At 44.4% G+C, this 15,932-nt stretch carries 17 protein-coding genes and 1 tRNA gene; 6 read left to right on the top strand and 12 right to left on the bottom strand.

All coding sequences use genetic code 11. The features are described from left to right. Positions 1-15 precede the first annotated feature (15 nt). Positions 16-288, top strand: coding sequence for an oxidative damage protection protein (locus tag ABWP14_RS03005; RefSeq protein ID WP_353201502.1), 273 nt, complete (start codon positions 16-18; stop codon positions 286-288). 260 nt (positions 289-548) lie between these two features. Here ABWP14_RS03005 and rpiA read toward each other — a convergent pair whose 3' ends face one another. Beyond that, the gene (rpiA, locus tag ABWP14_RS03000) at positions 549-1,259 is read right to left on the bottom strand and encodes a ribose-5-phosphate isomerase RpiA (protein ID WP_353201501.1); all 711 of its coding nucleotides are present in this window, start codon (positions 1,257-1,259) and stop codon (positions 549-551) included. A gap of 91 nt (positions 1,260-1,350) precedes the next feature. Between rpiA and tal the strand changes: the two genes are divergently transcribed. Continuing rightward, a complete protein-coding gene (tal, locus tag ABWP14_RS02995; RefSeq protein ID WP_353201500.1) occupies positions 1,351-2,301 on the top strand; it encodes a transaldolase in 951 nt (316 codons plus the stop codon). 1 nt (position 2,302) lies between these two features. On the opposite strand, the gene ABWP14_RS02990 is transcribed toward tal, so the two are convergent. Genes ABWP14_RS02990 through rnr form a run of 3 tightly spaced genes read right to left on the bottom strand, consistent with a single transcriptional unit; the run spans position 2,303 to position 5,698 of the window. Next, complete coding sequence (locus tag ABWP14_RS02990) at positions 2,303-2,488, bottom strand: YgaP family membrane protein (RefSeq protein WP_353201499.1); 186 nt, start codon at positions 2,486-2,488, stop codon at positions 2,303-2,305. Positions 2,489-2,538: 50 nt separating this feature from the next. Then, positions 2,539-3,294, bottom strand: a complete 756-nt coding sequence (gene rlmB, locus ABWP14_RS02985) for a 23S rRNA (guanosine(2251)-2'-O)-methyltransferase RlmB (protein ID WP_353201498.1) — start codon at positions 3,292-3,294, stop codon at positions 2,539-2,541. A gap of 19 nt (positions 3,295-3,313) precedes the next feature. Continuing rightward, positions 3,314-5,698 carry a ribonuclease R gene (rnr, locus tag ABWP14_RS02980; protein WP_353201497.1) on the bottom strand — a complete coding sequence of 795 codons (2,385 nt, stop codon included), beginning with the start codon at positions 5,696-5,698 and terminating at the stop codon, positions 3,314-3,316. 156 nt (positions 5,699-5,854) lie between these two features. Between rnr and ABWP14_RS02975 the strand changes: the two genes are divergently transcribed. Next, positions 5,855-5,941: transfer RNA gene (locus tag ABWP14_RS02975), tRNA-Leu, on the top strand. Between the two features lie 121 nt (positions 5,942-6,062). Then, positions 6,063-7,211: a mandelate racemase/muconate lactonizing enzyme family protein gene (locus ABWP14_RS02970; RefSeq protein WP_353201496.1), complete on the top strand. Its 1,149-nt coding sequence runs from the start codon at positions 6,063-6,065 to the stop codon at positions 7,209-7,211. A 49-nt stretch (positions 7,212-7,260) separates the two neighbouring features. On the opposite strand, the gene ABWP14_RS02965 is transcribed toward ABWP14_RS02970, so the two are convergent. The 5 genes from ABWP14_RS02965 to ABWP14_RS02945 are packed head-to-tail and all read right to left on the bottom strand — an operon-like array spanning position 7,261 to position 10,815. Next, positions 7,261-7,605 carry an AzlD domain-containing protein gene (locus tag ABWP14_RS02965; RefSeq protein WP_353201495.1) on the bottom strand — a complete coding sequence of 115 codons (345 nt, stop codon included), beginning with the start codon at positions 7,603-7,605 and terminating at the stop codon, positions 7,261-7,263. After that, positions 7,602-8,327, bottom strand: a complete 726-nt coding sequence (locus ABWP14_RS02960) for an AzlC family ABC transporter permease (protein WP_353201494.1) — start codon at positions 8,325-8,327, stop codon at positions 7,602-7,604. The genes ABWP14_RS02965 and ABWP14_RS02960 overlap by 4 nt, the downstream gene beginning before the upstream one ends. Positions 8,328-8,336: 9 nt before the next feature. Continuing rightward, positions 8,337-8,834, bottom strand: coding sequence for a hypothetical protein (locus ABWP14_RS02955; protein ID WP_353201493.1), 498 nt, complete (start codon positions 8,832-8,834; stop codon positions 8,337-8,339). Between the two features lie 24 nt (positions 8,835-8,858). Next, the gene (locus ABWP14_RS02950) at positions 8,859-9,542 is read right to left on the bottom strand and encodes a dienelactone hydrolase family protein (protein WP_353201492.1); all 684 of its coding nucleotides are present in this window, start codon (positions 9,540-9,542) and stop codon (positions 8,859-8,861) included. A gap of 10 nt (positions 9,543-9,552) precedes the next feature. Further along, positions 9,553-10,815, bottom strand: coding sequence for an MFS transporter (locus ABWP14_RS02945; protein WP_353201491.1), 1,263 nt, complete (start codon positions 10,813-10,815; stop codon positions 9,553-9,555). 79 nt (positions 10,816-10,894) lie between these two features. Here ABWP14_RS02945 and ABWP14_RS02940 point away from each other — a divergent pair, with 79 nt between their 5' ends. After that, positions 10,895-11,380 (top strand): hypothetical protein, encoded by a 486-nt coding sequence (locus tag ABWP14_RS02940; protein ID WP_353201490.1) that lies wholly within the window; start codon positions 10,895-10,897, stop codon positions 11,378-11,380. A gap of 67 nt (positions 11,381-11,447) precedes the next feature. Continuing rightward, positions 11,448-11,603, top strand: coding sequence for a hypothetical protein (locus ABWP14_RS02935; RefSeq protein ID WP_353201489.1), 156 nt, complete (start codon positions 11,448-11,450; stop codon positions 11,601-11,603). 99 nt (positions 11,604-11,702) lie between these two features. Here ABWP14_RS02935 and ABWP14_RS02930 read toward each other — a convergent pair whose 3' ends face one another. The 3 genes from ABWP14_RS02930 to ABWP14_RS02920 form a co-directional block, all read right to left on the bottom strand. Further along, a complete protein-coding gene (locus ABWP14_RS02930; protein ID WP_353201488.1) occupies positions 11,703-12,191 on the bottom strand; it encodes a hypothetical protein in 489 nt (162 codons plus the stop codon). A 91-nt stretch (positions 12,192-12,282) separates the two neighbouring features. After that, positions 12,283-14,499: a malate synthase G gene (locus ABWP14_RS02925; RefSeq protein ID WP_353201487.1), complete on the bottom strand. Its 2,217-nt coding sequence runs from the start codon at positions 14,497-14,499 to the stop codon at positions 12,283-12,285. A gap of 59 nt (positions 14,500-14,558) precedes the next feature. Further along, positions 14,559-15,899, bottom strand: coding sequence for an adenylosuccinate synthase (locus ABWP14_RS02920; protein WP_353201486.1), 1,341 nt, complete (start codon positions 15,897-15,899; stop codon positions 14,559-14,561). Positions 15,900-15,932 lie beyond the last annotated feature (33 nt).

Below are 15,932 nucleotides of genomic sequence, written 5' to 3'. Positions count from 1 at the left end.
AGAAAGGTATTACAAATGGCACGCATGGTTCAATGTATTAAGCTCAATAAAGAGGGAGAGGGAATGGATTTCGCACCCCTACCCGGAGATCTAGGTAAAAAGATTTGGAATCACGTCTCTAAGGAAGCATGGGCGGATTGGTTAAAGCATCAGACTATGCTGATTAATGAAAATCGTCTGAATATGGCTGATCCAAGGGCACGTCAATACCTCCTCAAGCAAGTAGAAAAGTATTTCTTTGAAGGTGGTGCTGATATGGCTCAAGGCTATGTACCGCCCGCAGAATAATTGCTGCAACACAATATTACTTCGCAGCATAGCTTGATTGAAAAAAATACTTTCATCTGCTGTTGACACTCTTAAATTGAAGGCATAGCATGAACTTGTGACCTAGCAGATATGGTGTTGGTCACATTGGCGAAAGCCATTTTAGGTAAACGCATCTGTGCGTTTCAAGGCAGCGGAACATTTACCCTTCTGTTCGCCTAAGTCATGTAAACCATGGCAATCAAACCCGATGGGGAAACCCCGTCGGGTTTTTTTAATCCCTAAAATACGATCCGCTCAACACCCGCTTCACGACTAAGCAATAATACATTTGCCTTTTCTTTAGCAAAAAGACCGACTGTTATGACACCAGCGATTTGATTGATGAGAGACTCCATCGTCACAGGATCAGTGATTTTCAAACCAGTCACATCCAGAATCAAGCCGCCATTATCAGTCACAAAAGGCTCGCTTGATGTTTGTCCTAAATCAGATCGAGTCGTTTTAGCTAAGCGTAAGCTAACCTGTCCACCAAGCTTTTGGAGTTGTCTTGTCACTTCTCCTTGAGCAAGAGGAATAATTTCAACTGGCAAAGCAAAGCCACCTAAAACGGGAACTTGCTTTGAAGAATCGCATATGCAAATAAATTGCTTAGCCATCGAAGCAATAATTTTTTCGCGCGTCAATGCTCCACCACCACCTTTGATCATGTGTCCTGCGGGATTAATTTCATCTGCACCGTCAACATAAGCGGGAAGACTCAAGACCTCATTGGGGTCAAGCACCTTAAAGCCGTGCTTCAGTAAGCGCTCAGTTGTGACATTTGAACTAGAAACTACCCCAGAAAAATGATCTTTATGAGGAGCTAAGGCATCAATAAAGCAATTGGCTGTTGAGCCTGTACCAACCCCTACAACATGGCCCGCTGGAAGTTTTAAGACTTCATCTCTTGCTGCCTTACCTACCATTTGCTTCAATTGATCCTGATTCATCATCTTAGACAATGCCTTTACTAGAACAGATTAATTAATCCATCTATCATATGATAATGAAGAGACAGCCATTTAGAATACTTATATCGCCATGAATAACGCCACTTCAGCACTAAATCAACTCAAAAGCCTCACCACCGTTGTCGCAGACACGGGTGATTTTGAGCGCATGAAAGAATTTGCCCCTCAGGACGCTACTACTAATCCTTCTTTAATCCTGAAGGCTGCACAACAGAGCAATTACCAATCTTTAGTTGACGCTGTCAAGGCAGCTCATCCTAGCCTTAGTTCTGATCAGTTAGTGGATAACATTTTGGTCGCTTTTGGACTAGAGATTCTCAAAATCGTTCCTGGGCGGGTCTCGACTGAAGTCGATGCACGTCTTTCATTTGATACTAAGGCTACCGTTGCTAAAGCTAAACACCTGATCGCCTTATATGAATCCCACGGCGTTAACCGCAAGCGTATTCTGATTAAGATAGCCGGTACTTGGGAGGGAATTGCTGCAGCCAAACAACTTGAGGCTGAGGGTATCCATTGCAATATGACCCTACTCTTCTCCTTAGTGCAGGCAGCAGCCTGTGGTGCTGCTCATGCAAAGCTCATTTCACCCTTTGTAGGAAGAATTACGGATTGGTATAAAAATAAATTAGGCGCTCATTGGAGTGATGCTAATAATGGAGGCGCCAATGATCCTGGTGTTACTTCAGTCAAACATATTTTTCACTATTACAAACACTTTGGAATCGCTACTGAGATTATGGGTGCAAGCTTTCGTAATACCAGTCAAATATTAGAGTTAGCTGGTTGCGACCTATTAACCATTAGCCCTGAGCTATTGGCTGAGCTTCAAAATAGCAATATGCTTGTGAGCAAAAAATTGGATGCCGGTCATACTGAAAAGCTTGAAGCATTAAAGTTAGATGAATCTAGTTTTCGCCTACAACTGAATAATGACGCAATGGCTACAGAAAAATTGGCTGAAGGTATTCGTAATTTCTGTATCGATACTGAAAAACTAGAAGCCCTACTCGCAAAGTAAATTACTTCTTGACCGTATTGAAACCCAATAGATCATAAGCCGGACAGTTTCCTAACATACCGGTTGCTAAAGGAATAATCCCAATCCAGCCCCAGGCGCCAACAATACCGAAACCCGCTAAACCCATCAAGCTTACGCCAACGGTCATACGCAAGACGCGATCAGTGTGACCAATATTGCATTTCATATCATGCCCCTTTCAGAACTCATTTAGCCAGATGGCTTCTACTTAGCTCTTTACTTAGCAGCCTTCAATAAGCGTTGTCTTAGCGCCTCATACAAGCATACGCCACTTGCGACTGAAACATTCAAACTTTCAACTACGCCTTGCATTGGTATGCGGACTAACTCATCGCAGTTTTCACGGGTTAAGCGCCGCATTCCTTCACCCTCAGCGCCCATCACAATAGCTATTGAGCCACTTAAATCGATGTCATAGATCGATTTTTCAGCTTCATCATTGGTGCCAATCAACCAAACGCCTGCTTCTTGCATTTCTTTCATGCTACGAACAAGATTGGTAACGGTAATCACAGGAATGACCTCTGATGCACCACTAGATACCTTACTGACAGTTGCGTTAATTGAAGCAGACCGATCTTTAGGAATCACTACGGCATCTACCCCCGCACCATCAGCGACACGCAAACAGGCACCAAAGTTATGAGGGTCAGTCACCCCATCTAAAACTAGGAATAATGGCTTTTTCTTAGCCTCTTCGACATCCTCGATGACTTCGGTAATAGTTCGAGCGATAGTCATTTTTTCAGCCAAGGCCACTACACCTTGATGACGATCATGTCCTGCTAGCTTATGTAAACGCTCTGCATCAGCTGCATGAAGTCTTTCGCCCAAAGCTTCTTCTGCTTGCTTCAAAAAATCACCCATGCGACGATCGCGACGGCTAGGGTCAAAGTAGACTGACTTCAGGCTATCAGGATCCACTCTCAAGCGCGCTTGTACCGCATGAAAACCTACTAATATTTGTTTCATTCTTTATCGATTCGATTCTTTATTTGCGCCGGGCTTTGGTAGTGCGCACAGGAGGCTTTGAGCCTGCAGGCTTGCCAACCACCCTGCCTTGTTTATTGGCTTTACCATTTTTACGACTAGCCTTGCTTTTGGATTGAGTAGCGCCTAAAGTTCCCGCGGATTTAGCAGCATTGACATTAATCCCACCAGGTTTTTGTGGCGCCTTATTAGCCGGCCTACTTCTTTTGGAGGCAGCCTTCTTATGAGGTCTTCCAGTATCGGTTGCCAAAATTAATTGTCGCCGACTATTTGCGCTACCTGGTTCTATGCCTATGGATTTGACTAGACTGAACTCAATCTTGCGGGCATCAAGATCTACCCTACTCACTAATACATGTACACGATCACCTAAGCGATAGCGAATGCCAGTACGCTCTCCACGTAATTCCTGTCGAGCTTCGTCATACTGGAAATAATCACCACCTAACTCAGTGACGTGCACCATACCTTCAACAAATAAGCTCTCTAGCTGAATAAATAATCCAAAGTTAGCTACACCAGTAACCGTACCCGAATATTCTTGACCTAAATGATCTCGCATGTAATAGCACTTAAGCCATGCTTCCACATCACGCGATGCCTCGTCAGCACGACGCTCATTTGAAGAGCAATGAACACCTAACTGCCCCCATATTGGTAAAGCGGCATTTGCGCCTTTAGGCAGCCTCATTCCTTTGGTAGGCCCAGCGATAGCATCACTTTGTGATTTTTTAGCATTGACTGCATTTTCACGTCCCTTACCCTTGCGTGGCAGAATCAGGTTTAGTGGCACCTTAGGCGGCAAGACTGGTACATAAGGCTTTTTTTGCAGAATCGACTTAATCACTCGATGAGTCAATAAATCTGGATAACGTCGAATCGGGCTTGTGAAATGTGAATATGCTGGATATGCCAAGCCAAAGTGGCCCTCATTGTCCGGTTGATACATGGCTTGTTGCATCGACCGCAGTACTACGGATTGCAACATATTGGCATCAGGTCGATCTTTGACTTCACGCATCAATTTTGCAAAATCTTTTGGTTTAGGTTTCTCACCACCGCCTAAAGCAAGTCCTGATGTTCTCAGAACTTGACGTAAAGTGACTAACTTCTCTTCTGAAGGCTCACCATGAACACGATAAAGACTTAAGTGTTTGTTCTTGTCGATATAGTCAGCTGCGCAGACGTTAGCCGTCAACATACATTCTTCGATCAAGCGATGGGCTTCATTCCGAATACGTGGTTCGATCCGTAATATCTTGCCCAGCTCATTACTGATGATCTGAGTCTCTGTCGTATCAAATTCAATCGCTCCACGCTTTTCTCGTGCGGCTAAGAGTATTTTGTAGAGAGAATATAAATTAGTGAGTAGCGGTCGGAACTGGGCAAAACGAGCTGCTTCTGGACCTTTACTATTGGATAGAATTTCCCAAACGGTATCGTAGGTAAAGCGTTGAGCTGAATGCATCACTGCTGGATAAAACTGATAGGCCAACACAATTCCATTGTTATCTACCACTGAATCACACACCATACACAAACGATCTACCCCAGGGTTTAAGGAGCAAAGACCGTTAGAGATCTTTTCTGGCAACATCGGAATGACCCTTCTAGGGAAATAAACCGAGGTAGCTCGCAGTAAACCTTCATCATCTAAGGGGTGTCCAGGTTTTACGTAATGCGAGACATCTGCAATCGCCACAATCAGGCGCCATGCTTTGGTCTGACCGTACATCACCGGCTCACAATACACGGCATCATCAAAGTCACGTGCATCCGCACCATCAATCGTGACTAAAGGGATATCGCGTAAATCAACACGACCTTCTAAATCTTCTTGCTGAACTGAATCTGGTAATGCAGCAGCCTCTTTCATGGCAGCTACTGAAAACTCATGGGGAACGCCATACTTGCGAACAGCGATTTCAATTTCCATTCCTGGATCATCAATCTCACCTAAAACTTCAACTACGCGACCTACTGCCTGACGATAGCTATCGGGATAATCAATAATCTCTACACTGACTACTTGCCCTAACTTGGCATGACCTTGACCTTTTGGTGGAATCAAAATATCGTGACCAATGCGTTTGTCTTCAGGCGCAACAATCAGGACACCGTTTTCATTTAAGAGGCGGCCAATCACTACTTTATTGGCGTGGAGCACCACCTCAACGATCTGCCCCTCAGGACGACCACGTCGATCAGTGCCTAATACTCTGACATTGACTCGATCTGCGTGCATGACGCGTGACATCTCTCTTTCAGAGAGAAAAATATCTTCACCACCATCATCGGGTATTACAAATCCAAATCCATCTCGATGTCCTTGCACTGTTCCTAAACGGTCAGCCTCGCGTGGCACCAAGTCTTTTGCTTTACGCATTTAATTCCTTCGGCAATACATGCCCTATCTATATATCTGCTGATATCTATTATTGTTATGAATAAGGCTACTGTATCAAACCATCAAGTCTGAAGGGTAAAAGCCTCATTCACTGAGAAATGCCCTCAATAGGCACACCCTCTATAATAGTGGCATGCCCAGGTGGCGAAATTGGTAGACGCACCAGCTTCAGGTGCTGGCGATCGTAAGGTTGTGGGGGTTCGATTCCCTTCCTGGGCACCAAACTCTCTTACTAATACCTATATGGGGACGAAACTGCCGTTTTCAACGCATGTCTACAGCTTTATAGGTAAACAGAAGTAGAAACTCATGAAATGATTTAGCGGTCACGCTATTATCTGGCGTGGACATTCAATTTGACTTTAGACCGATTCGCCTAAAAACGGCAGAAGCCAGCGTTTATCGCATCCCGATCGATGAGCCTGTGCAAACCTCCTTTGGGGTGATGCATGACAGACCTGCTGTCGTAGTACGACTTGAAGATAGTGAAGGTTTGACTGCTTGGGGTGAGGTTTGGTGTAACTTTCCTTCCGTTGGCGCTGAGCATCGAGCACGCCTGTTCAATTCTACAGTAACGCCCATTTTGCTTGAGCAAGCGTGGGATTCTCCACTGACTGCATTCAAGACAATTTCAACACGATTACACATATTAGGCATTCAGTGTGGTGAACCTGGCACGATTGCACAAGTGATTGCTGGCGCAGACATTGCTCTATGGGATCTATTTGCTAAAAAATCTGGGCAAGCTCTTTGGAAGCTATTTGGTGGCAGTCCTCATATATCGACTTATGCATCTGGCTTGAGTCCCACTCATCCAGAAAAGTTAGCACAACAAAAATGGAATGAAGGCTATCGTGCCTTTAAGTTGAAAGTAGGATTTGGAGCGGATAGAGATTTTAAGAATCTAGAAACTCTCAGAAATGCCTTTGGTAATAACGTTAATATTATGGTTGATGCCAACCAAGCATGGAACTCTCAGAACGCTGCGCAAAACATTGCAAACTTATCAGCCCTCAATCCATTTTGGGTGGAAGAACCTTTACCAGCCGATTCTGCAATGCAAGAATGGAATACTCTGGCAAAGGCGGTATCACCAATTCAACTAGCCGCTGGTGAAAATATGCGCGGGGAAATTCAGTTTCACGAAGCGATTGATAGTGGAGCATTTGCAGTGATTCAGCCTGACCTCGGTAAGTGGGGTGGATTTAGTGGCTGCATTCCGATTGGTCGATCTAGCAATCTTCAAAACAAACTATTTTGCCCTCATTGGCTTGGCGGTGGTATTGGCTTAATGGCCTCGATGCACCTCAAGGCTGCAGTTGGTGGGCCGGGATTTGTGGAGGTTGACTCAAATCCAAACCTCTTAAGGGAACTTCTCGCCAATCCCCTGCCCAAGATTGTGAATGGTGCAGTATGCTTAAGCGATCGACCAGGACTCGGAATAGAACCTGATCTTGAAGCTCTAAGACCTTTTTTAATTAAAACCCTTTGACGATGGCTGAATTCCAAAGCCTTAGCAGTTATGAAAGCAAGAAATTTACTTAGAGTAAAAATCTCGCTGCGGTAAATACTGCCATACCGATGATCAAGGTGCTCAGCATCTTTTTCGTAAAGTAGAAAGTGATGACTGCAGCAATCCCTCCCCAAATATTAGGGAGTTTGAGATTAAATTCAGAGATACTAGTGGCGCCTGCTGGTATGAATATTTCAGGGACCAAGATAGCAATCATTGCTGCTAAGGGAGCAAAGCGAATAGCCTCCAATAACCAAGCGGGGACCCTAACCCTCTCCCCTAGAATTAAAAAGAAGCTACGCGTCCACGCTGTGACGAGCGTCATACCAAGAATCAGCCAAAGAATATGAGAATTGAGATCTATAGTACTCAAGGGATGAGTCCTTTAGGAGAGCGATCTGTCTTCATGCCAACAATGATGGCAGCAATAATTGCCAACAATATATTTAATCGAAATGGTAGGCCATAAGCCATTATCGCAACTGCTCCCGCCGTTACTGCCGCCCAACGCGCTGAAGCACGATCCAGCATTGGCACAATAATGGCAACCAAAGCAATGGCACCTGCAAACTCAAGACCCCAGCTATTTGGAATCTGATGAGCGAACACAATTCCTGTAATGGAACCTATCTGCCATAAAGTCCAATTTGAGACTTGCATCCCCATCAACCAATACATCTGTAAGTGTTTGGTATTGGCCTGCTGCTCCGCAGATGTTGGTGGAGTTGGATAGCGCCTTACAAAAAAGAGGTAACTAAAGTCAGCCGTGCAATATCCTAATAACACTCTTCGCCAAGCTGGCAAATATGAAAAGTGTGCCTGCAATCCAAGACTAAAGATCACAAAACGCAGGTTCACCATAAATGTAGTGACTAAGATCATCCAAACTGGCAGACCAGCAGCGATCAGTGGTAAAGAAGCTAACTGAGCGACGCCTGCAAAAACAAAAAGGCTCATGGCTAGCGCTTCATACAGCGTGAGAGTTGACTTGGCCATGGCGATCCCAGTTACCAAGCCCCATGTCAGAATCGTGATGCCCGTCTTGGACATCTCCTTACAGCCTTCAATAAAGGCCTGCTTTTGCTCGGACGTCATAGCCAAGGACTAGATCCCCATCATTCGATGCAAAATCTTGGGTTTCATCTCATCCCAAAGACTGTCAAAATCTTCGGTTTTGGTTTCGGATAGCTCAACCGCTTGAAAGAGGCCTCCAAAAACAATACTTTCTTTTTTTACTAAGGTCTTATCAAACTCACTCAATCCAATCGGTTTGTCTTCGAGATCTCTGGTTAATTCTGCTGAACAAACAATTGCATCCTGATCATCATGATCTACCACAGCAAACTCAATAAATTGCTGATTCTTTTCTACGATCACTAAAGTGCCCCTGGCATAGCAAACTGCATCATGCTCTTTGATGATATAGGCCAAAAATTGATTCTCTTCATCATTCTCCATCCTTAAATCATCAATAAAAAAGAGAAATTGATCGCCTTGCCCATTTACTAATGTAAAGACTTTGGGAGTGACTCCATGCCCTAGCACCAGATTTCGGTAATAGCTTGAAACTTCTACTGCTAGGTTTTCTGCAAAAAGGTGCATGAGAAAAAAGGCTTCAAAGAATCATTAAAATAAATGCTTATTCAGAAAGTCGAGTGAACGCTTCCATGCTAATTCTGCTGCCTCAGGGTGATACTGTAGTGGCGCCAGACCGCGAGCATCGGCCTGAGGATTAGCAAAAGCATGTTTAGCGTCATAGCGATGAAATTCATGATCCACACCTGCAAGCTGTAACTTTTTCTCTAGCTCATCTACACCAGCTGGAGAGAAAAACTCATCTTGCATCGACCAATGCCCCATCATAGGCTTAGTAATATTGTTTGCATCTACATACTCAGCAGGTGGATTACCATACCAAACGACTGTCGCATCCAACTCAGGAACAAAGCACGCAGATAGCACAGTCAATGCACCACCCATACAAAATCCTGTTACGGCTACTTTTGAACTACCGGTCGCTTTCAAGTATTGAACCGCCCCACGAATATCTTGAGAAGCAGCATCGCCAAAGTTCAAATCATTCATGAGGTGCTCTGCCTCCTTGGCTTCCAGGGCCAATTTGCCGCGATATAAATCTGGCACTAAAGCACGGTAGCCAGCATTCGCTAAGCGATTAGCTACCTCTTTAATTTGCTCGTCTAAGCCCCACCATTCCTGAATAACCACTATTCCAGGAGCATTAGCCCCATTTGGGGGCTCCACTAAATAGCCGTCCACTGTTTTGCCATCAGGCCTTGTAAATTGAACCATCGCTACTCCTCTACGTTTTTTTGTTATCCGAATGAATATATCCTACCAGCCAAATTGTCAGAAGCCCACAAAATGCAGCGCCATAACCGACGATGTTGTAGTGCTCCATTTTGCCATCAGCCCCAATGGTTACTACCATACCAGCCAATACTGTTGCTATTCCAGACGCCAACATTTGAACTGAGCCAACCAGACTCATGAAAGTCCCACGAATTTTATTGTCTACTATCTGACTCACCATTGCCATTGCAGGAATCATTCGGCCAGATACCAAAATAAAGAATGCTGTCGAATTAATTAAAACAATCCATAAGGGAGTTACTGGTAAGTTCGTTACCACCAGTAACGGTATTAAGCTCACCACCGCCAAGACTCTAAAGACTTTTGCCTTACCGTATTGATCAGCCATATGTCCGATAAAACGTGAGCTCATGAGGGTCGCAGTACCGCCACATAAATAAATGAGTGAGATATACGAGTTATCAATGCCTACATTCGCGGTGAGATACAGAGCAATATAAGGAATCACAGAAAACCCGGTAATCATGATGAAGGCCATAAAGATAAAGGCCTTGATATGTTTGTGAGCCATCATAATCTTAAAAATCTGACTCAATCTGCTGCCCTCATGTACGTGATCTAGATGACCAGCAATCTTGGGAATATTGCGATAAGCTAAATACAGGATCACCAGAGAGACGAGTGCTATAAAAATAAATGGGGCACGCCAACCCAATGCAGTGATATGGTCAGCTAGCAATAAACTTAAGGGCACGCCAGCTACTGTGGAAACCGAAAAAGCAGCCATTACTGTCCCCAAGGCCTTACCCCTTCGCTCAAATGGAATCGAGTCTGCAACAATCGTCTGCACTAGAGATCCTAAGATGCCCCCAAATGCACCTGCAAAGGCTCTTGCAATGAATAGTGTTTCGTAACTAGGCGCCAGCCCACAAGCCAAGGTAGCCACAATGAAACAGCCATATAAACTCAAGAGCAATTGTCGACGCTCAAAGCGATCAATATAGTAGGTAGCAAAGATCCCTGCAATGGCCGCAGCAAATGTATAAGAAGACAGTAAGAAACTAAATTGATGGGCATTGATATTGAATGCTTTAATAAATTCAGGGCCCAAGGGCATCATGATCATGAAGTCCAAAATATGGGTGAACTGAATGCCAGCTAATGCAAATAAAAAGAAGCGTTCTCGCCTCTTATTGTCTAAAAATGATGGTGTGCTCAATGCTGGCTTTACTTGAATTGGGGGGTATGCCATTATCATCCTTCATGCCAATCATGATGTGAACAGCACAATTGGGTTCTGATATTGACCTCATAAGCTTAAAATGACTCCCATGGATACTGCAATAACCCAATTTTCATTTCTTTGGCTACTAGTCAGAGAGATTTTGGTCGGCACTGCACTCTTACTGGCAGTGCTGATTTTTCATGGCAGCGCTATCAATCACGTCATCATGAGATTTGAACGCCAAACTACAAGTAACTTGGCCCATAAAGAGTACAACTGGATATTTATTCACTTTTATGGTGCCTTCATCTTTATTGCCCTGATTCATATCTTTGAAGTATTGATATGGGCTTTCTTTCTGTTGAAGCTCGATTTAGTGAGCAATGCCTTAATGGCAATCGTCTTTTCTGGCAGCTGTTACACCACAGTAGGTTTCGCTACCGACAACCTTCCCCATGGATGGAAGACAATCGCATTCTTTATTGCCTTTACTGGCTTATTTTCATTAGCCTGGACCACTTCAGCCATGATCGGTATGACCAATATTTACAGGGAAGCTTGGAGAGCAAAGTATCTTCGCAGGAATCATTGATGTGTTGCTTTGCAACAATTTTGGGGAATAGGGTGTATCATAGGGTATACCCTTAAGGAGAAGCAAAATGAACCACTCAAATACAGTGCAGTTTCAACCCTCACCAAGCATCAGTTTTAAGCCTTTATTCATAATTCGCGACTTTTTTGCCCTACTTTCAGCAGCATGGGCAGAAGCCAAGGATATGGAGCAGAAAAGCCATAAATTTAGCGGAAATTGGTAAGAAAACAGTGCTTTAATGCCTTTTTAAGCAATAAATTGCCTGTTTAATAAAAAAGCCTCTAAGAATGTTTAGAGGCTTTTTTATTAACTGAATTGATCTCTATTTCTTCAGGTAATAACCATAAACACAGCGAGTTCCCCTTCTCGAAGGGTCATGTGTATCTTGAATTATTCCATCAACAATCGTTGTTAAGTGCTTGGAAACTTTAACAATTAAAGTGCCTGTTGGAAGCTCATCTGGCCTGAGGTGCACCTGACATCCCGAGCCCACCTTCATCGTTGGCACCCATTCAAATCCATGCCCAAGAATATAGTCGTGAAATACCTTGCGGTGATTGCCGTTCCGTGGAGAGGAGCCTCTTTGATTTAAGAGTCTTGAAAGCTTGTTATCACGCTCTAGCGCATACCGAGCATTTGCCTCGCGCAGATCCTCATAGACCTGGATATAGGCTAAATTAGCTGCGATCGCAATAGATCTCACAACACAATCGCCAGCGCCACCCTTAAAGCCTGCTGCTACCCTACCCCCATCATTTTGATGAAATGGAAATGATGGATGGGATCGAAAGGGATTTAAAAAGCCAAACATTCGTTCAGTATGCCAATTAGATTCTAGAAGTTCAAAGAAAAATGGATTTGCTCTGGGACAAATCCATTTTCATGATGACCTTAGCTATCAATTACTTCGCTTGTGCTGCCTTTACCTTCAAGCGCCATGCATGAAGTAATGGCTCGGTATACCCATTTGGCTGCTCAAGGCCCTTAAAGATCAAATCGCTTGCAGCCTGAAAGGCATACGAATCTTTGTAGTTTGGCATCATTGGCTTATATAGGGGATCGCCGGCATTCTGCATATCAACGATAGACGCCATTCTCTGCATAGCTTCTTCAACTTCCGCTTTAGTGACGTATTTGTGTAGTAACCAGTTAGCAATATGCTGACTAGAAATACGCAATGTTGCACGATCTTCCATTAAACCAACGTTATAAATATCAGGTACCTTAGAGCAACCAACCCCTTGGTCAATCCAGCGAACCACATAACCCAAAATACCTTGGCAATTGTTATTTAAGGATTCGCGAATCTCCTCTTTAGTCCAATCGGGATATAGCGCAATGGGTACAGTTAAGAGCTCATCAGTTAAGGCCTCATACTCAGATGCAGTATCTTGTTTCTCCATATCCTCTTGGATCTGCGCAACATTGACATGGTGATAGTGCATTGCATGTAAAGTGGCAGCGGTAGGAGATGGTACCCAGGCGGTATTCGCTCCGGCAAGAGGATGCGCAGCTTTTTGCTCCACCATTTCCCTCATGAGATCAGGTGCAGGCCACATGCCCTTACCAATCTGTGCACGACCACGTAGGCCACAATCCAAACCAGCTAATACGTTACGGCGCTCATATGCTCCAAACCATTTAGCGATCTTCATCCTACCTTTGCGAACCATGGCACCGCCGTACATCCCCGTATGCATTTCATCACCAGTACGATCTAAGAACCCGGTATTAATAAAAGCAACGCGAGCACCAGCTGCAGCAATCGCAGCTTTAATATTGACACTCATACGACGCTCTTCATCCATGATTCCTAACTTGACTGTGTTCTCGGGTAGGCCCAGTAATTTCTCAACCCGAGCAAAAAGCTCGCTAGCAAATGCCACTTCTTCTGCGCTGTGCATTTTTGGCTTCACAATGTAGACAGAACCTTTGCGGGTATTGCCAATCGCCTGACTTGCCGGACGATTGATGTCATACAAAGCAATCAATACGGTCACCACTGCATCTAAGATACCTTCGTAGATCTCTTTACCTTCACCAGTAATGATGGCTGGATTCGTCATCAAGTGGCCAACGTTACGAAGGAACAAGAGTGAGCGACCGTGCAGAGTCACTACACCATCTTTAGCATTGACTGCACCAATCCCAGCTTTGTACTGACGATCAGGATTTAAAGTGCGAGTAAAGGTCTTGTCACCCTTTTTAACTTGCTCAACTAAGGTGCCCTTTAAAATTCCAAGCCAATTTTCATAAGCGAGCACCTTGTCATCAGCATCAACAACCGCTACTGAGTCTTCTAGATCCAGAATAGTTGAGAGTGCAGCTTCAAGAACTACATCATTTACACCCGCTGGATCAGTTGCACCAATCGTTTTGCTCTTATCAATTTCGATATCAATATGAATGCCATGATTACGCAACAAAATAGATGATGGTGCAGAAGCATCGCCCGGATAGCCAACGAACTGTTTCTCATCAATTAAGCCGGTAGTGCTTCCGTCTTTTAACTTAACCGAAAGTTTCTTATCGGCAACGGTATACGCCACTACATCACTGTAGGACCCTTTAGCTAAAGGTACAGCTTGATCTAAAAAGTTCCGCGCAAATGCGACTACTTTTGCGCCACGAATTGGGTTGTAGGCGCCCGCTTTGGTAGCGCCATCTTCTTCAGAAATGACGTCTGTGCCATATAGCGCGTCATACAAGGAGCCCCAACGAGCATTAGCAGCATTTAAGGCATAGCGCGCATTGAGAACTGGAACGACGAGTTGGGGGCCAGCTTGAAGGGCTAATTCATCATCAACATTATGAGTAGTAGCCAAAATCTTGGCAGGCACATCATCGATATAGCCAATGTCTTTCAGATATTTGCGGTAGGCAGGCATATCTTTGATTGGGCCTAGATTAGCTTTGTGCCATTTATCCAAATCAGCCTGTAGGCGGTCGCGCTTTGCAAGTAACGCTTCATTCTTGGGCGATAGATCTTTAACGATCTCATCAAAACCTTTCCAAAAATCCGCGCTTTTAATACCGGTCCCAGGGAGGACTTTATCTTCAATAAAACGATATAGCGGAGTTGCAACTTGGAGACTATTACAGGTGGTGCGGGCAGTCATTTTGTAAACCTTGGTTTCTAATAAGGAGGTGAATAAAAAATTGAATCAAATATGGTGTTTTACTCTTCAAAGGGGTGTTGCAGCAAGATCGTTTCATCACGATCTGGTCCGGTAGAGACCATCGCAATCGGCTTACCTGCAACTGCTTCAATCCGGCGCAGGAAAGTTTGAGCTTCAACCGGTAATTTATCCCACTCTCGAATACCGTAAGTGCTACCTTTCCAACCCGGGAAATCCTCATAAATAGGCTCACAACGCGCTACGGACTCTGCACCACGCGGTAATACATCTAATTTCTGACCGTCTAGGTGATAACCAACGCATAAACGAATCGTTTCTAAGCCATCCAATACATCAAGCTTGGTAATGCACAGACCAGATAAACCATTAATCTGAATTGAGCGTTTTAGTGCGGCAGCATCTAGCCAACCAGTGCGACGTGGGCGACCTGTGACGGAGCCAAATTCCTTACCCACTTCCGCAAGGCGCATACCAATTGGATCTTTTTTAGCAGGATTGTCATGATCATAGAGCTCGCTTGGAAAAGGACCTGCGCCGACACGAGTACAGTAGGCTTTAGTAATCCCCAAGATGTATTGGAGTGAATCTGGACCAACACCAGATCCAGCAGCAGCGTTCCCTGCTACACAATTGCTAGAAGTCACATAGGGGTAGGTGCCATGATCAATATCGAGCAAAGTGCCTTGTGCGCCTTCAAACAATAGGTTTTGACCTGCTTGTTCAGCAGCATAAAGAGCGCTTGATACATCAATTACCATTGGCTTAAGACGCTCAGCGTAAGACATCGCTTCAGCCAAAGTCTTTTCATAACTCACTGGCTCAGCACCGTAGTAATTAGTCAGCATGAAGTTGTGATAGTCGAGATTCTCCTTTAGCTGGAGAGCAAACTTCTCTGGATAAAACAAATCTTGAACACGTAAAGCCCGGCGCGCTACTTTATCTTCATAAGCTGGACCAATACCTCTTCCCGTAGTACCGATCTTCGCTTCACCACGTTTTTTCTCACGCGCATGATCAATGGCTACGTGATAAGGCAAAATCAAAGTAGCTGCTTCAGAGATTTTTAAGCGGGACATCACATCTAAGCCAGCAGCTTCAAGTTCGCCTATTTCTTTAAAGAGTGCCTCAGGCGATAAAACGACGCCGTTACCGATATAGCAGATCACCTCTTTATGCATGATTCCAGAGGGTATCAAGCGCAAAATAGTCTTCTTACCACCAATAATTAATGTATGGCCAGCGTTGTGCCCACCCTGAAAGCGCACTACCGCCTTGGCATGGTCTGTTAACCAATCAACTACCTTACCTTTGCCTTCATCGCCCCACTGGGTACCAATGACAACGACGTTACGACCTTTAGCTTGCTGCTTTGAAGACATAATGAAATCCAAAAAGATAAATACAAAAAAGGT

This window comes from Polynucleobacter sp., assembly GCF_040400325.1.
In the GTDB taxonomy this organism is placed as follows: Bacteria; Pseudomonadota; Gammaproteobacteria; order Burkholderiales; family Burkholderiaceae; genus Polynucleobacter.
This window is presented reverse-complemented; position numbering and strand designations above follow the sequence as displayed.